Consider the following 15191-nt stretch of genomic DNA (forward strand, 5'->3'; position numbering starts at 1 on the left):
CGGACTGTAATCGGAAAGTCGGCGTCGGTGCGCTTCTGACTCACGGCCGTCGAGTCGCTTCCTCCGAGAACACCTCCACGACGCTCGGGTCGAACCCGCGCTTCGAGAAGACGGTCAGTACCCCTTCGGGAAGTACGTCAGCGTCGGTCGCTCCGGCGAGCGTCCGGCCCGCGATGGGAGTGTCCCGTCCGACCGTAATCTCGAATATCTCCGCGCCGTCTGCCAGATGCATGAAGTCCTCGATAGAGGGCCGCTGGACCGCCCGATAGAGGTACTCGGCAATGAGGTTTTCGGGATTTTCGAGGACATTGACGCTCAACTCGCGGAACAGTCGCTTGTGTTCGGGATTGTGGACGACCGACACCTGCGAGGGAATTTCGAACTGCTCGGCGAGCAACATCACATCACGTTGGTCGCGTCCGACTCGGTGGTACTGACGATGGCGTCGGCCTGCGCGGCACCCGTCTCCTCAAGCGTCTCCATTACGGTGGCGTCGGCGGTCATGACGAGACAGTCGTGGTTCTGGGCCGCCCGCTCCGTGGTGGCGTCGTCTTTCTCCACCACGACGACGTTGTGGCCTTCCTGCGTCGTGTGGTCAAGCAGTTGCGAGCCGATGTCACTGGCTCCGACGACGATGATGTGCATAACAGATTCAATAAACGCTAAAATATAAATTTATATCTTTCGAATCGATAGATATAGTCGCAAATATTTTCGAATAGCTAACACAGTACGAGGAGACGACAGTTCCGAGGAGAACCGGCCGGACCCGCCTTCGGAGGTCCCCGACGGCCGCGAGTTTAGTTGAGGCAAGACCGGGCGAGCGGATTCTTGACGTGCGCGAGGTTGATGGCTACACGGAGGTCGTCAAGGAACAACCCTGCGCGGAGGGGTGCGAAAACTGCCCGCACGGGCCGTATCTCTATCGAGTTCGCGTGCGCCCGCCGGTCGAACCGGACGCGGAACCGACGTTGCGCTGGGACCTCATGGGTCCCGTCATGGACTGAGAGTCCGGTCACTCGTCGTCGAGATTGTACGTCCGCTTCCTGATGGCCCCGCAACTCGGACAGACGTGGGTGTAGCGGACCTGTCGGCCGGAGGTTCGAACTCGCCAGTGTCCGCCCTCGTCCTCGTGGCCACACTTCGGACAGTCGAGGTCTTCGCGGTCCATGTGGGATGCCATTCGGTCGAATGCCGTCGAACCAACGTCGTTTCGGTGCGACATGGAAAAGACAAATGAGTCGGGAGCAAATAAATCTAATGCTTAGAATTTCGCTTTCGGTATCTAAAACCGAATTCTGCTTTCGTATCAGAAGTGGTTTTCATTTTTTGCCACTTCTGCCTCTCCCCGGCGCCCGAAATGATGCGGAAAGACGGAGTTTTTATCGATTCCGAGAGTACAGACGGGTATGAGTTATCGAATCGACGAGATAGACAAGCGCATCCTCTACCATCTGGCGGCCGACGCGCGGAACACCTCGGCACCCACCATCGCCGAGAAGGTGGACGTGACCTCCGCAACGATTCGCCACCGCATCCGGCAGATGGAGGACGCCGGGATTATCGAGGGCTATCACGCCGATATCGACTACGAGCGGACCGATGGGCGCATCGTCAACCAGTTCACTTGCACTGCGCCGGTCGCCGACCGCCATCGACTCGCGCAGGCCGCGCTACAGGTCTCTGGCGTGGTGAACGTCCGGAAACTGATGGCCGGGCGCGAAAACCTCGTCGTGACCGCGGTCGGCACGAACACCGACGACGTGACCCGCATCGCGCGGGAACTCTCGAACCTCGGTCTCGATCTTGAACGCGAAGACATCGTTCAGGAGGAACTGTTTCACCCCTACCACCCCTTCGGTGCGGAGGACGAACCGAGCAAGTCGTTCGCGGACGTGCAGAACTTGGCCGGAGGGGCCGAGGTCATCGAGTTCACGGTCCCCGAAGACGCCGCCATCACCGGCCAGACGCTCGAAGCCGCCAACGAATCGGGCGTCATCGATGGCGACTCGCTGGTCATCAGCATCGAGCGCGGCGACGCCGTGCTGACCCCGCGGGGCGACACGGTGGTCGAAGCGGGTGACGTGGTCACGCTGTTCGCGCCGGAGTCGGTTCCGGACGGAACCGTCGAAGCCTTCGAGACCCCGACGAGCGACCGCGTCGCCGACGGCGACGAGTGAGCGACCGACCCGACTGAGGGCCGCTCCCCGCCGGGGCGCTTTTCGTCTCGGCTCTCGCACACGTCTTCATGGACGGCGAAAAGGCGTTTGCGCTCGCCCTGCTCGCGGTCGCGCTCTACGCTTCGCTACTCGTGGTCTGGCCGTTTTTCACCTACGTCGCGCTCGCGGTGTTTCTGGCCTACGCACTCTTCCCCCTTCAGCGCCGACTCGCGCCCCGTATCGGCCCGCGGAAAGCCGCGGTCGTCCTGATGGCCGGGGCTACCGTGCTGTTCGTCCTGCCGTTCGTGCTGATGGCGCAGGTGGTCGTTCAGCAGGCCGTCGAGGTTGCAGAGCGCGTCCAGTCCGGCGAAATTGACGTGGGACTGCTGGAGGAGTTTCTGGCCAGCGACCTCGGGCAGGACATCGTTTCGGCGGTGCAGTCGGGCGCGGGCCGGGTGTTCGAGCAGTCGGTCGGCGTGGTCGGCGGGGCCTCGACCGCCGCGGTCGGCGTGACGATTCTTGGCTTTCTGCTCTACTACCTGCTGGTCGGCGGCGAGGAAGTGGTCGCGTGGTTCCGGGAGGTGACGCCGCTCCCGAGGGACGTACAGGAGACGCTTCTGGCTGACCTCGACCGCCTGACCTACGCGGTCCTCATCACGCAGGGAGTCATTGCACTCGTGCAAGCGATTCTAACCGGACTCGGCCTGCTGGTCCTCGGTTTCTCGAACGTCCTCTTTTGGACGGTGTTCGCGGTCGTCCTCGGCTTGCTCCCGTTCGTCGGGTCAATGTTCATCTGGATTCCGGCCGCGCTCCTGTTGCTCGTAACCGGGCGACCGCTCGGCGGCGCGGCCCTGCTCGTCTACGGATTCGGCGTCATCAACCTCACCGACAACTATCTCCGGCCGGTCCTCGGCGGTCGGAGCGCCGACCTGAACCCCGCCATCCTCGTCATCGGCATCTTCGGCGGACTGGTCGTTTTCGGGTTCACGGGCATCTTCGTCGGTCCCATCGTGTTGGGGTTCACAAAGACCATCGTCGCCGTAGTCGCCGACGAGTACGTGTGAGCGGATGTCCCCGCCGTCGAAACCCGTCCAGAAGTAACCGTTCGGCAGTCGCTCGGCGGACCGACGCCCGCGGCCGGTCGAAACTTTCGACTCGGAGTCCGTATCTCTGCGACAACTTCACGTAATTATTTAAATAAGAACCGACAAATCCGGGCTATGGTGACGGACATCGCCGCCCTCGATTTGACCGACGACGAGTACACCGTCGTTCAGTCGCTGATTCGCAACAAGTACAAAGCGACCGACGCCGACGGGAACGTCGTCCTGCGCGGCAAACAGAAGATGCTCAAGATGAAAGAGGAGTTCCCGTTCACCGATGGCGACGGAAACCCCGCCTTCACGGTCAAAGCTGGCGGTATCCTCGACATCGCGGGCGACTACACGCTGACCGACGACAAGACCGACGAACCGGTCGTCGTCCTTGACGAAAACTACTCCATCTTCACCGACCAGTGGAAGATTCGGGACCCCGACACGGAGGCGCTCATCGCCGAAATCGAGTCTCAGAGTACCCTCGTCTCAGTTCTCCGTCACTTCATCGGCGTCGCGGGACTCATTCCTCACGCCTACGAAATCACTGACGCCGACGGCGACCACGTTGGCACGATAGACGGCAAGTTCTCGCTCAAGGACACCTACGACGTGACCATCGATGACGACAGCGACGTGCCCAAGGAGGCCGTCGTTGCGGCCGCGATGGTCGTGGACGCCATCGAAGGGAACTGACGGCTCCTCACCGAGTCAATACTCCGGCGCTCGCGCCGAGCGGTCGCTTCCCTCGACGAACGGCAGGTCGGCGATTTCCGCCGGGACTTCCTCGCCCTCGACCCGAACCGTCAGGTCGTCGCCCGGTTCCCCATCGTCTACTTCTCCGACCTCGAAGTCCACCACGGCGAACGCGATGGGTTCCCCGGCGGTCGGACTCTCGACCGCTCGCGTCACCTCACCGACCGCTTCGTCGCCCGAAAAGACGGCCGCGCCCGAGTCGGGAACTACCTCGGGGCGCAGGCCGACAAGTCGCTGGCTCGGTCGGCCGCGGTTCTCGACGCGCGAGACGACCTCTTGGCCGACGAAACATCCTTTGTCGAAGTCCACCGCGTTCCGGAGACCGACGACGTTCGGGATGCGACCATCGAGTTCCGACTCGAACAACGGCGTCCCGGCCTCCAGCGTCAGCGACTCCCACGTCTTCCTGCCGAACGGCGCGGCGTTCAGCCCTTGGTTCAGGAGCGTGTCGAAGACGAGTTCGGCGTTCTCGCGCTCGTCGCCGGTCTCATTGACGGTCGCACCGGTGGTACAGACCACCTCGAAGCCCTCGTCGCCGGTCAGCGCGTCGGTCCGAATCACGGTGACGCCGACCGAGGCGATTCGCCCGCGGACGAACGAGAGATGTCCCGCGGGCGAGGATGCGCCGTTGAGGACGCTCGCTATCTTCTCGGTGGCCTTCGGGCCGTGGACGCCGAACACCGCGAAGTCGTCGCTGGCGACCGAAATCTCTACGTCCTGAATGAACACCTTCTCGCGCCACTCGTCGGCGAGGGCCGCGGCCACGCCCGGCGGAACGAACAGCAGGAGTTGCTCGCCCGCGTTGTAGACGTACATGTCCAACTCGATGCCGCCCTGCGGGTCGAGCAAGAGCGCGTACACTCCCTGTCCGTTCTCGGTCGGCACGTCGTTCGACACCACGTTATCGACGTACTCCACGCGGTCGTCGCCGCCGACCGTGACCACGCCGTAGGGCATCTCGGTGACGCCGACGACGTTCCGGACCGCGGCGTGCGCGCGGTCGGGTCGCCCGTAGTCGGCGGGAATCTCCCGGTCGCCCACCGCGGTCCACTCCGCCCCGAGGTCGGCCTGCTCGTCCTCGATGACAGTCATCTCTACGTCGGAGTCGGTGACGAACGGGATTAAAGGGTCGGAATTCGGGATGGAGACGTGAGGCCCGCGGTAACGGATGCTGGACGGGTTGGGAACGCCGTGACTCGCGTCCGGACTCGCCGATGAACGCGCTTCAAAGCGGCAAACGCTCGATAATCTGGTCCACGAACGACGGCTCCTCCGCATCCTCTTCGGGGTCCGGAATCACTCGGTCGTCGGGCGTGATGAGCGTCCGGTGGTCGCCCTCGTTGGCCGCAATGAGACCGTCCTCCTTGAGGTTGGCGAGCGCGGTCTCCAAGTCGTCGATGTCGGTCTCGACGTGCGAGCGGATTTCGAAGACCGTCATCCCGTCGTCGTTCCGGTCAACGAGCGCGTCGAGTACCGCAACCTCGACCTCCTCGCGGTTTCGGTACTCCCGCTTTGCCTTCATACGCGACAGTATGACCGGAGGGTTTTTACCTTTATCTGAAAACCGGGTCGAGTTGCGCGCTCGTCCGACTCGCCGGGACCGTCCGACCCGCCGCGGAGCGTCGAACCCGTCGTCGGTCGTTCGACTGAAGGCGGGAGTATTAAGCCCCGAAGCGACGCAGGGTGGTGTATGGAAATCAAGTCTCGCCACCACCTCCGGAGCGACGAGGTGCGGGAGATAGAACAGCGACTCGCAGACCGACTCGGCGTCGAGTTGAACGCCGACAGCTACGAACTCGTGGAACTGGAGGACTCGGAGTTCGACCTCGTCCTCGTGGACGGCGAACCCGCCGTCCTCTACTTCGAGGACGAACCGTTCCTGACCGTCCGCGGGGCCAACAGCTACGAGCCACAGACTCGCGTCGTCACCGTGGACGCGGGCGCGGTCTCGTTCGTTAGCGACGGCGCGGACGTGATGCGGCCCGGCATCGTGGAGACCGACGACGAAGTTGCCGCGGGCGACCTCGTTGCCATCGCCGAGGAGTCTCACGGCAAGGTGCTGGCAATCGGCCGCGCCCAGACCGACGGCGACGACATGGTGGGCGACGAGGGGAAGGTCGTCTCGTCGGTCCACCACGTCGGCGACGAACTGTACGAGTTCATCGTCTAATACGACCGTTTCCGGCGCTCGGGAATTCGTCGGCGCCGAATTTCCGTCCGTGAAAAAATCGACCGAAACGCCGAACGACGAACCGCGTCAGGGAGTCACTCGCCGCTCTCGCCGTCGTCGGCCGATTTGTCCATCCCGTCGCCGTCGCTCGCCGACTCCATCTCGTCGTCCTCGTAGGTCTCTTCGTATCGCTCGACGGCCATCTCGAAGCCCTCTTCGGCCAGTTCGTAGGTCTCCCGGAGGTCCGCGATGGGCGTCTCGGTCGCGTCCACGCGCAGGTCGTCGTAGTACGGTTCCATCTCGCGGTCCTCGGTCGATTCCACGAGGAGCGCCGCGCTCTGGACGTGCAACTCCTCGCGCTTGTCGCCGCCCTCCGCGTGGCCCGCTTCGAGCGCGTCTATCAGTCGCTCGGCGAGCGGTCGGTCCTCGCCGCGAGCGGCCTCGTAGGCGTCGGCGGTCGCCTCTACGACCGACTCGCCGGTCAGTAGGTTTCCGGCGACCGTGTAGCCCTCGCCCTCGACGTGGCCGTACCAGTCCTTGCACTCCGCGCCCGAGAACGCGAAGGTGCCGTCCGAATCGACGCCGTGGAGTTGGCGCTGGGCCGCGCCGTCGTCGGCGTCGAGCAGGGCTTGCAGTGCGTCCTCAACCGCGAGACCGTCGTCAAGATACTCGATTCCCTTGCGGCCCAACTCGACGTTGACGAGGCTCTGGGTCGCCACTGCACCGTTCTCGCTGGCGAACGGACAGAGCGTCCCGACTCCCGGCAGGCGCGTCGTCACCGCGACGCCGAATCTGGTCTGGGGGTCGCCGTCGCTGTCCTCGTACTCCTCGCGGACGCAGATGCTGAAGGTCATACTCCAACCAAGGACCGACGCGGCAAAAAGTGAGGCGTCTCGGTCGTCGCGCGACTGGTGTTCGATTGGGAAGTCGCCGCGTTACTGGACTTCGACGGCGAAGTCGTTGACTTCACCGTACGCGCCCGTGGCGTCCGCGGTGTCGAAGTCGTTCCAGCCGAGGCGGACCCGAACGAGGGTCTCGCCGGTCGCGGCGTCGCTGGGCACGTTGACCGTCGCGGTGTACGTGCTGGTGTCGTCGCTGACGTTCTCCATGATGATTGTCTCGCTCGCGCTCGACCAGTCGTTGTTCTGGTCCCAGTCCACGTAGACGTTGGCGTAGTGGCTGTCGAAGCCTCCGTCCGAGTAGTCGAACGAAATCTCGAACGAGTCGCCCGCGCTGACCGTGAGGGGACCCGAGCAGGTGAAGTCCTCGTAGGCGTTGGCGGCCGAACTCTTCGAGACCTGTCCGCCGAGGGCGACGTTGTCGATGTTCTCGGCACCGCTGGAGCCGGTTCCCGATGGCCACAGCGTGGCGTCGAGGCAGTCGCCGCCACCACCGCCACCGCCGCCGTCGCCGTTGAGCGCGGCCTCAACGTCGAGGAGACCGGCACCCTGCTCGTTGCTGGTGAGACCGATATCTTCGGCGGTGTTTTTGAGCGTCTGCCGGGCCTCGGTGTTGCTCGCGCCGTTGGCCATCAGTTGTGCGGCCGCGCCCGAGACGTGCGGGCAAGACATCGACGTGCCCGAGAGCGTGCTGTAGCCACCGTTGGTGTACGTCGAGTAGACGCTCCCGCCGGGTGCGGCGAGTTCGATCTGCGACCCTGTCGAGGAGAAACTCGACAACGAGTCGTCCTCATCGGTCGAAGAGACCGCCAGCGCGTTGCTGTACGCCGCGGGGTAGCCCACACAGTCCGAACACGGGCCGGAGTTCCCGGCTGACGAGACCACGAGAACGCCGTTGTTGTGCGCGTAGTCAATCGCGTCCTTCAGCGTGGAGGTTCCGGAACTCGCGCCGAGACTGAGGCTGGCAACGTCGTAGCCTTGGTCGGCGGCCCACTCGATGCCCGCCGCAACGTCGGCGAACGAACCGCTTCCGTCGTCGCCCAGCACCTTGCCAGCGTGGAGCGTGGCTTCGGTGGAGACGCCGACGACGCCTTCGGAGTTGTTGACGGCGTTGGCGATACCGGCACAGTGAGTCCCGTGTCCGTCACCGTCCTCCCACGTTCCCTTGCCCGAGAAGTCCTTGCCGGTGCCGAGGTTCGCTTGTAGGTCGGGATGGTCGGAGTCGATACCGGTGTCGAGGATGGCGATGTCGGCACCGTTGCCGGTCTCGCCGTTGCTGTGAGCTACGTCGGCGTCCACGCGGTCGATACCCCACGGGAGAGTCTGGGCGTGAGCGTGGACTGTACCGTTCTTCTCCACGTAGCGGATGTTCTGGCGACGCGCCAGTGCCTTCGCGGCCTTCGCGTTCATCTTGACCGTCATGATGTCGAGCGAGTTGAACTTCCGAACGACGTTGCTCGCGGCGGTTGCGACGGCACTGCGGCCCTGACCGCCGCGGAAACCGACGTTGACCTCGACGGTCCCTTTCGCACCCGCTAGTCCGGCCACTCCGGTCGCGGCCAGCGACCCGCCAGCTACCTTGAGCACGTTACGCCTCGACACACCATTGTCATTGTTTGACATGCACTAAATTAACTGTGGTGAAACCATTTAATAATTTCTATAGAAAATAAAATAAATCTAGAGTCTAACCACTCTAAATATACCGCTACCACTCGCCACTGACGATTTGCTACAACTGGGGAAAAATCGACGCGTGTCCACGTCGCCGAAACGACCCGCACCAACGAAAACGGCTCGGCAACTCTCTCTCTCTCTCTCAGGCCGAGACGGTCGTCGTCTGGCTGGCAGTGTTGCCGTTCGAGTCGGTGACGGTGACCGTCACGTCGTAGCTTCCGCTTCCCTTCTTCTCCTGTAGCCGGTCGGACCCGGACGCGCTGGACCCGCTGACCGACGTGGTCGAGGAGTCAACGGTCGAGGACTGGGCGAGTGCGAGGGCAACCGACGAGAGGTCGCCGTCGGCGTCCGAGACGCTCCAGCTAACCTCGAAGCGCGCCCAGCCGCCGTTGCTCCGGTTGTTGACGCTGAGCGAGTCAACGGCCGGTCCGGTGGTTCCGCCGGACCCGCTCGTCGTGAAGGTGACGGCACTCCCGGCGTCGGTATCTCCGTCGCTGGCCTCGGCGACCGCGCGGAAGTCGTAGTCCGTGTTGCCGTTCAGATTCGACACGTCCGCGCTGAAGCTCCCGGCCGTCGAGAGCGTCTGGGTGGCGGTCGTGCTGTCGAGGGTCGTCCCGCTCTCGCCGTACTCGAAGTACACGTCAACGGAGGACGCCCCGCCGAGGTCAGTGAGGTCGCCGCTCAGCGTGGCGGACGACGTGCCGACGTTCGAGGCGCTCCCCGTCGAGACCGCGAGACTCGGGTCGCTGCCGCCACCGCCACCACCGAGTGCCGCTTCCACGTCGAGGAGACCGGCACCCTGTTCGTTACTACCGAGACCGATATCTTCGGCGGTGTTCTTGAGCGTCTGTCGGGCCTCGGTGTTGCTTGCACCGTTCGCCATCAACTGGGCGGCCGCGCCTGAGACGTGTGGGCAGGACATCGACGTGCCCGAGAGCGTGCTGTAGCCGCCGCCCGTGTACGTCGAGTAGATGCTTCCGCCGGGCGCGGCGAGTTCGATTTCCGACCCCGTGGAGGAGAAACTCGACAGCGAGTCGTCCTCGTCGGTCGAGGAGACCGCCAGCGCGTTGCTGTACGCCGCGGGGTAGCCCACACAATCGGTACAGGGTCCGGAGTTTCCGGCCGACGAGACCACGAGGACGCCGTTGTTGTGCGCGTAGTCAATCGCGTCCTTCAGTGCGGTCGTGCCCGAACTCGCGCCGAGGCTGAGGCTGGCAACGTCGTAGCCTTGGTCTGCGGCCCACTCGATGCCCGCCGCAACGTCGGCGAACGAACCGCTTCCGTCGTCGCCCAGCACCTTGCCAGCGTGGAGCGTGGCTTCGGTGGAGACGCCGACGACGCCTTCGGAGTTGTTAACGGCGTTGGCGATACCGGCGCAGTGGGTGCCGTGACCGTCGCCATCCTCCCACGTTCCCTTCCCGCTGAAGTCTTTGCCCGCGCCGAGATTCGCTTGCAGGTCGGGGTGGTCGGAGTCGATACCAGTGTCGAGGATGGCGATGTCAGCACCGTTGCCGGTCTCGCCGTTGCTGTGAGCTACGTCGGCGTCCACGCGGTCGATACCCCACGGGAGAGTCTGGGCGTGGGCGTGGACCGTACCGTTCATCTCCACGTAGCGGATGTTCGGGTTCTTCCGGAGACCCTTGGCCGCCTGTGCGGGCATCTTGGCGGTCACGATGCTGAGCGAGTTGAAGTTCCGTACGGTCTCGTCGGCCTGACTGAGCGCGACCTGTCGCCCGCGCTCGGACTTGAACCCGACGTTGACCTCGACCTGCCCCTTCGCTCCTGCGAGTCCGGCTAGTCCGGTCGCCGCCATCGACCCGCCCGCGATTTTCAGTACGTTTCGCCGCGAAACACCATTGTCAGTATCAGCCATCTGGTACACAATACCAAGCACGTAATTTAATACTTTCTGTTAATAAAATAACTTATTTGGGCCATCGGTTTCAATAGATTAATACGTCGAAGTTGAGGGTTTGTCTGACGTAAGAACTATACGGTTTCGCTCGGCCCATACCCCTATGGGCTTCATGAGCAAAATCCTCGGCGACAGGGACGCACATACGGCCGAGGACTACGTGGAACTCAATCTCGACGATTTCGACACTGCGTCCGGCGACGCCGCGATGCAGGTCCACATCGCCGAGATTCAGGGCCAACAGGACGTAATCGCTATCAAGGACGCCATCTACGACGGCGACCTCGTGGTCGCGGACATCACCCGACTTCGGACCGAGGACACCACCGTAGAGCGCATCACGAACGAACTCCAGCAGGTCGCCCGCGAGGTGGACGGCGACATCGTCCAGAAGGGCGACGACCAGATTCTCGTGACCCCGACCGGCGTGAAGGTCAGTCGGGAGAAACTGACCCGCTAAGGTCTCGCCCCAATTTCTCCGTCTACTTCAGCGCGCGTTCGACGCTTCCGGCGACGCTCCGGGCTTTTTCGGCGAGCGGAGCGGCGATCTCTCCGGTCTCGACCGCGGCGTCCAGTTCGTCGTCGTCCACGCGCTCGACGGTCCCGTCCGGGAACTTCACCACGTCTACGTGGAGGTCCACGTAGCGCGCGGCCTCGGGGAACAACTCGACGGGCGTGCAGACGTTGACGTAGGTGCCCTTCGACTCGCCCTCCTCGCTCCGGTAGACCGTCGGGTACCACCAGCGACCCTCTCGGAACTTCGTGATCGCCGCGTCGCCCGACTCGCGGGACGTGCCGAGCGCGTCGTAGGTGCCCCCGCCCGTCATCTTCCTGCGCACCGTGACCTTCCCCTCGTCCGGAGAGCAGGCCGTGACTTCCCCGCGACCGAGCGAGAAGCATCGGCCGTCGGGCTTGCCGTGTCGAATCTCGATTCGGTCGCCCGCGGCGGGACCGAACTGTCGGAGCGCCGCGCCCGTGGGGAACTCGTCGTCGTCGCCAAGTGCGTCGGTCTCCGTCCAGAGGTCCTCCACGAAGTCCACGGCGGCGCTGGCCGACTCGCGGGCGGCCTTCACGCGGTGGTGGCCCGGCATCGTGGTCGTCACGTCGCGGCGCTCGGCGTCGAGCGCGAACCGGGACTCTCGGCCGAACCAACACCACGTCGTCGCCTCGGGCGCGGCGAGTTTTCTGGGGAGGTCGGCGCGACTCCCGTCCGACGTCGAGTCGGGCGCGTCAGCGAGTCCGGCGTCGATGGTCTCGGCGCGCTCGACGGCCCGACCGAGCGCGTCGCTCATCGCGTCCATCCCGGCGTCCTCGGCGGCGTACTCCCAGCGGACGCCCCAGTCGTCGGGCACCTCGGTCGGAAGCATCTCGGTCGTCCGCGCGAGTTCCGTCCGGGTCGCCTCGTCGCCCGAGGCGACGATTTTATCGACGCCGGTCGAGAGGCTGACGACGCCGCCGAACGCCTGTAACTCCGCGCCGAGAACCGGCCGGTGGTCGGCCCACGGCGGCGCGGGGTCGTGAACCTGCACCCGGACGCGGTCGCCCTCATCGATTCGGCGGTCCACTCTCCCGAACGAAAGGTAGCCCTCCCGGTCGCCGAGGTCCACGACCGCGCCGCCGCCGAGCGTGTCGGTCACGACGGCGTCGAAGACGGTCCCGCGCGGGGCGGGGTCGGTCCACCGGAAGGTATCCACGCCGAGCGACGCGAGGTCGTCGGCGACTCGCTCAACTGTCTCGGGGTCGCCAACGACGCCCGCGCCCTGTCGGTCGTCGGTGGTCTCGACGCTGGCGTCGTACTCCTTGGCGGCAAACTCGGCGTCGAAGCGCCGCCGGATGGGCGGCGAGGCCTGTACGACATCGAACTCCTCGCGGAAGCGTTCGGTCAGTGCGGTGGTGTAGATACCGCGAATCCGAAGCCTACTCATAATGATTCGTGGGGCGGAAGAATCGGGGGTCGGTCGGCGGCGCGCGCTACGTTCATGGCCGAAGGCTCGGGCGGCGGACCCTTCGGTTTAGCGATTCGAGCGAGCGCCGGGGTGAGCGGTGGTCGGTAGTGTGCGCGGCAGTGGTCGGTAGTGTACGCGGCAGTGGTCGGCAAGCGACCAGTTGCGGGCGGCAGTGGTCGGCGGGTGACGGGCGGCGGTGGTTCGCGGGTTGGTCTCAGTCGTCGGCCGGGACGGTGCCGGTCCAGTTGGCGTCGGTCGTCGCGGCCGTCGATTCGAGACTCTGGGTCTCGCGCTCCGCGTCGGGAGCTTCGGTCTCGGTCGTCTCCTCGCTCTGGTCGTCGTTGTCTCCGCTTGGCGGGGCTGTGTACATGATACCTCGGCTGTTACTTCGGTAGCTCATCGTGTTGAAATCAAAGGCCGATTCTCATTCATAAGGTTTCTCCTGCGAGTGTTAATGTTATATAATCACGATTAAGGTGTGAAAGGTCGCGGCGGAGCCAGATAATTGAGAGTGGGGTTCGTAGGTCCCGGCGATGGACGCTCCACGCGACCCGATAGAGGAAGGTTCGACCGATTCGGCAGATCTCTACGACATCGCTACGTGGGAACGGAGAAGTTGGCTGGACAAGCTCTCGGGTGGCATCTACACCGCGACGCGGCGGCTCGGGCAGGCTTTCGTCGTCGTCCTCGCGCTCGCCATCCTCGCCGTCCAGTTCGCACTGACCGGACTGGCGGCTATCGGCGACCCCATTATCGGTGCCTTCGTCCTCATGTCGGTCGTCCCGGCGTTCGGTCTGGCCGCGTACATCTGGTACGCCGACGTGACGACCTCCGAACCGCTCTCGCTGCTGGTCGGCACGTTCCTGCTCGGCGTGCTGTTCGCTGGCTTCGCTGGCATTGTCAACACGGGCGCGAGTCTCGCGCTCAATCAGCTTCCGATAGCGCCCGCCGTCACCATGCTGGCGTTTTTCTATCTGGTCGTCGCGCCCGTCGAGGAACTGGTAAAGTGGCTCGCCATCCGCCTCTACGCCTTCCGGAGCGACCGCTTCGACGCGGTCATCGACGGCGCGGTGTACGGCGCGATGGCTGGTCTCGGGTTCGCCACCATCGAGAACGCCATCTACATCACGCAGGGCATCACCGAAACCGCCACTATCGGCTCTCAGCAAATCGCCACGGCAGGCCAGACCGCCGCGGCCCGCCTGCTCGCGGGACCGGGCCACGTCATCTACTCGGCGTTTGCGGGCTACTACCTCGGACTGGCGAAGTTCAACCGCGAGAACGCGGGTCCCATCGTGGTCAAGGGCCTACTCATCGCGGGGTTCATCCACGCGACGTACAACTCGCTGGTGACGTATCTCTCCGACATCATCCAGTTCGCCGGTCTCTCTATCGGGCCGGGCGTCGCGTTCCTCGGGTTCGTCGCGGTCTACGACGGCGTGTTCGGCTACCTGCTCTACCGGAAGATTTCGCGCTACCGCAACGCCTACCGGCAGGTCGATATGGGCACGAGCGTCACCTTCGAGAACGACCGCGTCGGCCGGGAGCGCGCCGACTTCGAGGAATCGACCGACGGCGTCGGCGACTTCGAAACCTCCCAAGCGGCCTCCGAGCGTCGGCGTGCCGACCGCGAGCGAGTCGGCGACGCCCCTGCCGAAGCCGACTCGGACAGGGACGGCCCGGACAGTGACGACCGCACCGAAAGCGAACTCGCCGAGAGCCAGCGACCCGACCGGAATAGCCCCGAGTCGTGGCCCGCAGAAGACGAGTCGAAGTAGTTCCTCGCGCGCCAGAAATCCGACGCCGCGAGAGTTCTGCCCAACGCATCCGCGAAACTCCTGCCCAACGTATCCGCGAAAATCCTGCCCAACGTATCCGCGAAACTCCTGCTGAACGCCTCTCGATTCCGATTTTTAGCGCTCCGTCGCGCCGAGAATATCGGTCTCTCGCGTCTCGAACCCGGCGTCGTCGAGTAGGCGCTCGGCGTACTTCGCAATCACGTCCACTTCGAGGTGAACCGAGTCGCCCACGGACTTCGCCGAGAGGTTCGTAATCGTCCGGGTCTCGGGGATGATTGCGACCGAGAAGCTGTTTTCGCCGCGCTCGGCGACAGTGAGGCTGATGCCGTCCACCGTGACCGACCCCTTGTCCACGACGTACTTGCCGAAGCCTTCGGGAATGGCGAACTCGTACTCCCAATCCTCGCCCACTTCGCGCACGTCCACGACTTCCGCGGTCGTATCGACGTGGCCCTGCACGACGTGGCCGTCGAAGCGCCCGTCGGCGGGCATCGCGCGTTCGAGGTTCACGGGGTCGCCCGCCTCGACTTTGCCGAGGTAGGTCTTGTTGACGGTTTCGCTGGCGAGGAACACCTCGAACCAGTCGTCGCCGAACTCCTCGACGGTGAGACAGACCCCGCTGACGCTGACGCTCTGGCCTCGGTCGAGGTCGCCCGTCACTTCCTCGCCCGCGATGCGAAGCCGACGCCCCTCGTCGGTCACTGTCACGTCCTCGATTTCGCCAGCTTCCTCAACGATTCCGGTAAACATATCGAATTTGTGGGTCCGGTCGGATG

At 64.4% G+C, this 15191-nt stretch carries 18 protein-coding genes; 7 read left to right on the forward strand and 11 right to left on the reverse strand.

Annotation, left to right across the window (positions count from 1 at the left end; all coding sequences use genetic code 11):
- Positions 1 to 40 precede the first annotated feature (40 nt).
- Positions 41 to 403, reverse strand: coding sequence for a hypothetical protein (locus EP007_RS18245; protein WP_368408071.1), 363 nt, complete (start codon positions 401 to 403; stop codon positions 41 to 43).
- Positions 400 to 645, reverse strand: coding sequence for an NAD-binding protein (locus EP007_RS18250; protein ID WP_368408072.1), 246 nt, complete (start codon positions 643 to 645; stop codon positions 400 to 402). Before EP007_RS18250 ends, EP007_RS18245 begins: the two co-directional genes overlap by 4 nt.
- Before the next feature lie 191 nt (positions 646 to 836).
- On the opposite strand from EP007_RS18250, the gene EP007_RS17430 reads away from it, so the two are divergent.
- The gene (locus EP007_RS17430; protein ID WP_166035512.1) at positions 837 to 1007 is read left to right on the forward strand and encodes a hypothetical protein; all 171 of its coding nucleotides are present in this window, start codon (positions 837 to 839) and stop codon (positions 1005 to 1007) included.
- A gap of 8 nt (positions 1008 to 1015) precedes the next feature.
- Here EP007_RS17430 and EP007_RS09300 read toward each other — a convergent pair whose 3' ends face one another.
- On the reverse strand, positions 1016 to 1225 hold the full coding sequence (locus EP007_RS09300) for an HVO_0649 family zinc finger protein (RefSeq protein WP_128477390.1): 210 nt from the start codon (positions 1223 to 1225) through the stop codon (positions 1016 to 1018).
- Between the two features lie 184 nt (positions 1226 to 1409).
- Between EP007_RS09300 and EP007_RS09305 the strand changes: the two genes are divergently transcribed.
- From EP007_RS09305 to EP007_RS09315, 3 genes are all read left to right on the forward strand, one after another.
- Positions 1410 to 2180 carry an Lrp/AsnC family transcriptional regulator gene (locus tag EP007_RS09305; protein ID WP_128477391.1) on the forward strand — a complete coding sequence of 257 codons (771 nt, stop codon included), beginning with the start codon at positions 1410 to 1412 and terminating at the stop codon, positions 2178 to 2180.
- A 68-nt stretch (positions 2181 to 2248) separates the two neighbouring features.
- A complete protein-coding gene (locus EP007_RS09310; RefSeq protein WP_128477392.1) occupies positions 2249 to 3223 on the forward strand; it encodes an AI-2E family transporter in 975 nt (324 codons plus the stop codon).
- Between the two features lie 156 nt (positions 3224 to 3379).
- Entirely contained in the window at positions 3380 to 3949 is a 570-nt protein-coding gene (locus EP007_RS09315) for an LURP-one-related/scramblase family protein (RefSeq protein WP_128477393.1), read from the forward strand.
- Between the two features lie 15 nt (positions 3950 to 3964).
- Here EP007_RS09315 and ygfZ read toward each other — a convergent pair whose 3' ends face one another.
- Together ygfZ and EP007_RS09325 are read right to left on the reverse strand one after the other, a co-directional pair.
- Positions 3965 to 5101, reverse strand: coding sequence for a CAF17-like 4Fe-4S cluster assembly/insertion protein YgfZ (gene ygfZ, locus EP007_RS09320; protein ID WP_128477394.1), 1137 nt, complete (start codon positions 5099 to 5101; stop codon positions 3965 to 3967).
- 133 nt (positions 5102 to 5234) lie between these two features.
- Positions 5235 to 5531 carry a DUF6432 family protein gene (locus EP007_RS09325; RefSeq protein WP_128477395.1) on the reverse strand — a complete coding sequence of 99 codons (297 nt, stop codon included), beginning with the start codon at positions 5529 to 5531 and terminating at the stop codon, positions 5235 to 5237.
- A 168-nt stretch (positions 5532 to 5699) separates the two neighbouring features.
- On the opposite strand from EP007_RS09325, the gene EP007_RS09330 reads away from it, so the two are divergent.
- Positions 5700 to 6179: an RNA-binding protein gene (locus tag EP007_RS09330; protein ID WP_128477396.1), complete on the forward strand. Its 480-nt coding sequence runs from the start codon at positions 5700 to 5702 to the stop codon at positions 6177 to 6179.
- Positions 6180 to 6274: 95 nt separating this feature from the next.
- Here EP007_RS09330 and EP007_RS09335 read toward each other — a convergent pair whose 3' ends face one another.
- The 3 genes from EP007_RS09335 to EP007_RS09345 all read right to left on the reverse strand — a co-directional run bounded on the left by EP007_RS09335 (position 6275) and on the right by EP007_RS09345 (position 10628).
- A complete protein-coding gene (locus EP007_RS09335; RefSeq protein ID WP_128477397.1) occupies positions 6275 to 7033 on the reverse strand; it encodes a DUF1028 domain-containing protein in 759 nt (252 codons plus the stop codon).
- An 81-nt stretch (positions 7034 to 7114) separates the two neighbouring features.
- Positions 7115 to 8665: a S8 family peptidase gene (locus EP007_RS09340; RefSeq protein WP_243700356.1), complete on the reverse strand. Its 1551-nt coding sequence runs from the start codon at positions 8663 to 8665 to the stop codon at positions 7115 to 7117.
- Between the two features lie 232 nt (positions 8666 to 8897).
- Positions 8898 to 10628, reverse strand: a complete 1731-nt coding sequence (locus EP007_RS09345; protein WP_128477399.1) for a S8 family peptidase — start codon at positions 10626 to 10628, stop codon at positions 8898 to 8900.
- 145 nt (positions 10629 to 10773) lie between these two features.
- Between EP007_RS09345 and EP007_RS09350 the strand changes: the two genes are divergently transcribed.
- On the forward strand, positions 10774 to 11130 hold the full coding sequence (locus tag EP007_RS09350; protein ID WP_128477400.1) for a cell division protein SepF: 357 nt from the start codon (positions 10774 to 10776) through the stop codon (positions 11128 to 11130).
- Positions 11131 to 11152: 22 nt separating this feature from the next.
- On the opposite strand, the gene EP007_RS09355 is transcribed toward EP007_RS09350, so the two are convergent.
- Positions 11153 to 12595 carry a DUF402 domain-containing protein gene (locus EP007_RS09355; protein WP_128477401.1) on the reverse strand — a complete coding sequence of 481 codons (1443 nt, stop codon included), beginning with the start codon at positions 12593 to 12595 and terminating at the stop codon, positions 11153 to 11155.
- A 235-nt stretch (positions 12596 to 12830) separates the two neighbouring features.
- Positions 12831 to 12986 (reverse strand): hypothetical protein, encoded by a 156-nt coding sequence (locus EP007_RS17435; protein ID WP_166035514.1) that lies wholly within the window; start codon positions 12984 to 12986, stop codon positions 12831 to 12833.
- A gap of 163 nt (positions 12987 to 13149) precedes the next feature.
- On the opposite strand from EP007_RS17435, the gene EP007_RS09360 reads away from it, so the two are divergent.
- Positions 13150 to 14394 carry a PrsW family intramembrane metalloprotease gene (locus EP007_RS09360; protein ID WP_128477402.1) on the forward strand — a complete coding sequence of 415 codons (1245 nt, stop codon included), beginning with the start codon at positions 13150 to 13152 and terminating at the stop codon, positions 14392 to 14394.
- Between the two features lie 135 nt (positions 14395 to 14529).
- Here EP007_RS09360 and EP007_RS09365 read toward each other — a convergent pair whose 3' ends face one another.
- On the reverse strand, positions 14530 to 15165 hold the full coding sequence (locus EP007_RS09365; protein ID WP_128477403.1) for a riboflavin synthase: 636 nt from the start codon (positions 15163 to 15165) through the stop codon (positions 14530 to 14532).
- Positions 15166 to 15191: the final 26 nt, after the last annotated feature.

The organism is Halorussus pelagicus (assembly GCF_004087835.1).
Lineage (GTDB): Archaea > Halobacteriota > Halobacteria > Halobacteriales > Haladaptataceae > Halorussus > Halorussus pelagicus.

What these genes read in the sequence shown, in the direction of transcription:
- EP007_RS09325 (WP_128477395.1), bottom strand. Translation starts at nt 5,531, where the DNA reads ATGAAGGCAAAGCGGGAGTACCGAAACCGCGAGGAGGTCGAGGTTGCG.
- EP007_RS09345 (WP_128477399.1), bottom strand. Translation starts at nt 10,628, where the DNA reads ATGGCTGATACTGACAATGGTGTTTCGCGGCGAAACGTACTGAAAATC.
- EP007_RS09315 (WP_128477393.1), top strand. Translation starts at nt 3,380, where the DNA reads ATGGTGACGGACATCGCCGCCCTCGATTTGACCGACGACGAGTACACC.
- EP007_RS09365 (WP_128477403.1), bottom strand. Translation starts at nt 15,165, where the DNA reads ATGTTTACCGGAATCGTTGAGGAAGCTGGCGAAATCGAGGACGTGACA.
- EP007_RS17435 (WP_166035514.1), bottom strand. Translation starts at nt 12,986, where the DNA reads ATGTACACAGCCCCGCCAAGCGGAGACAACGACGACCAGAGCGAGGAG.
- EP007_RS09305 (WP_128477391.1), top strand. Translation starts at nt 1,410, where the DNA reads ATGAGTTATCGAATCGACGAGATAGACAAGCGCATCCTCTACCATCTG.
- EP007_RS09360 (WP_128477402.1), top strand. Translation starts at nt 13,150, where the DNA reads ATGGACGCTCCACGCGACCCGATAGAGGAAGGTTCGACCGATTCGGCA.
- EP007_RS09350 (WP_128477400.1), top strand. Translation starts at nt 10,774, where the DNA reads ATGGGCTTCATGAGCAAAATCCTCGGCGACAGGGACGCACATACGGCC.
- EP007_RS09300 (WP_128477390.1), bottom strand. Translation starts at nt 1,225, where the DNA reads ATGTCGCACCGAAACGACGTTGGTTCGACGGCATTCGACCGAATGGCA.
- EP007_RS09335 (WP_128477397.1), bottom strand. Translation starts at nt 7,033, where the DNA reads ATGACCTTCAGCATCTGCGTCCGCGAGGAGTACGAGGACAGCGACGGC.
- EP007_RS09330 (WP_128477396.1), top strand. Translation starts at nt 5,700, where the DNA reads ATGGAAATCAAGTCTCGCCACCACCTCCGGAGCGACGAGGTGCGGGAG.
- EP007_RS18250 (WP_368408072.1), bottom strand. Translation starts at nt 645, where the DNA reads ATGCACATCATCGTCGTCGGAGCCAGTGACATCGGCTCGCAACTGCTT.
- EP007_RS09355 (WP_128477401.1), bottom strand. Translation starts at nt 12,595, where the DNA reads ATGAGTAGGCTTCGGATTCGCGGTATCTACACCACCGCACTGACCGAA.
- EP007_RS09310 (WP_128477392.1), top strand. Translation starts at nt 2,249, where the DNA reads ATGGACGGCGAAAAGGCGTTTGCGCTCGCCCTGCTCGCGGTCGCGCTC.
- ygfZ (WP_128477394.1), bottom strand. Translation starts at nt 5,101, where the DNA reads ATGACTGTCATCGAGGACGAGCAGGCCGACCTCGGGGCGGAGTGGACC.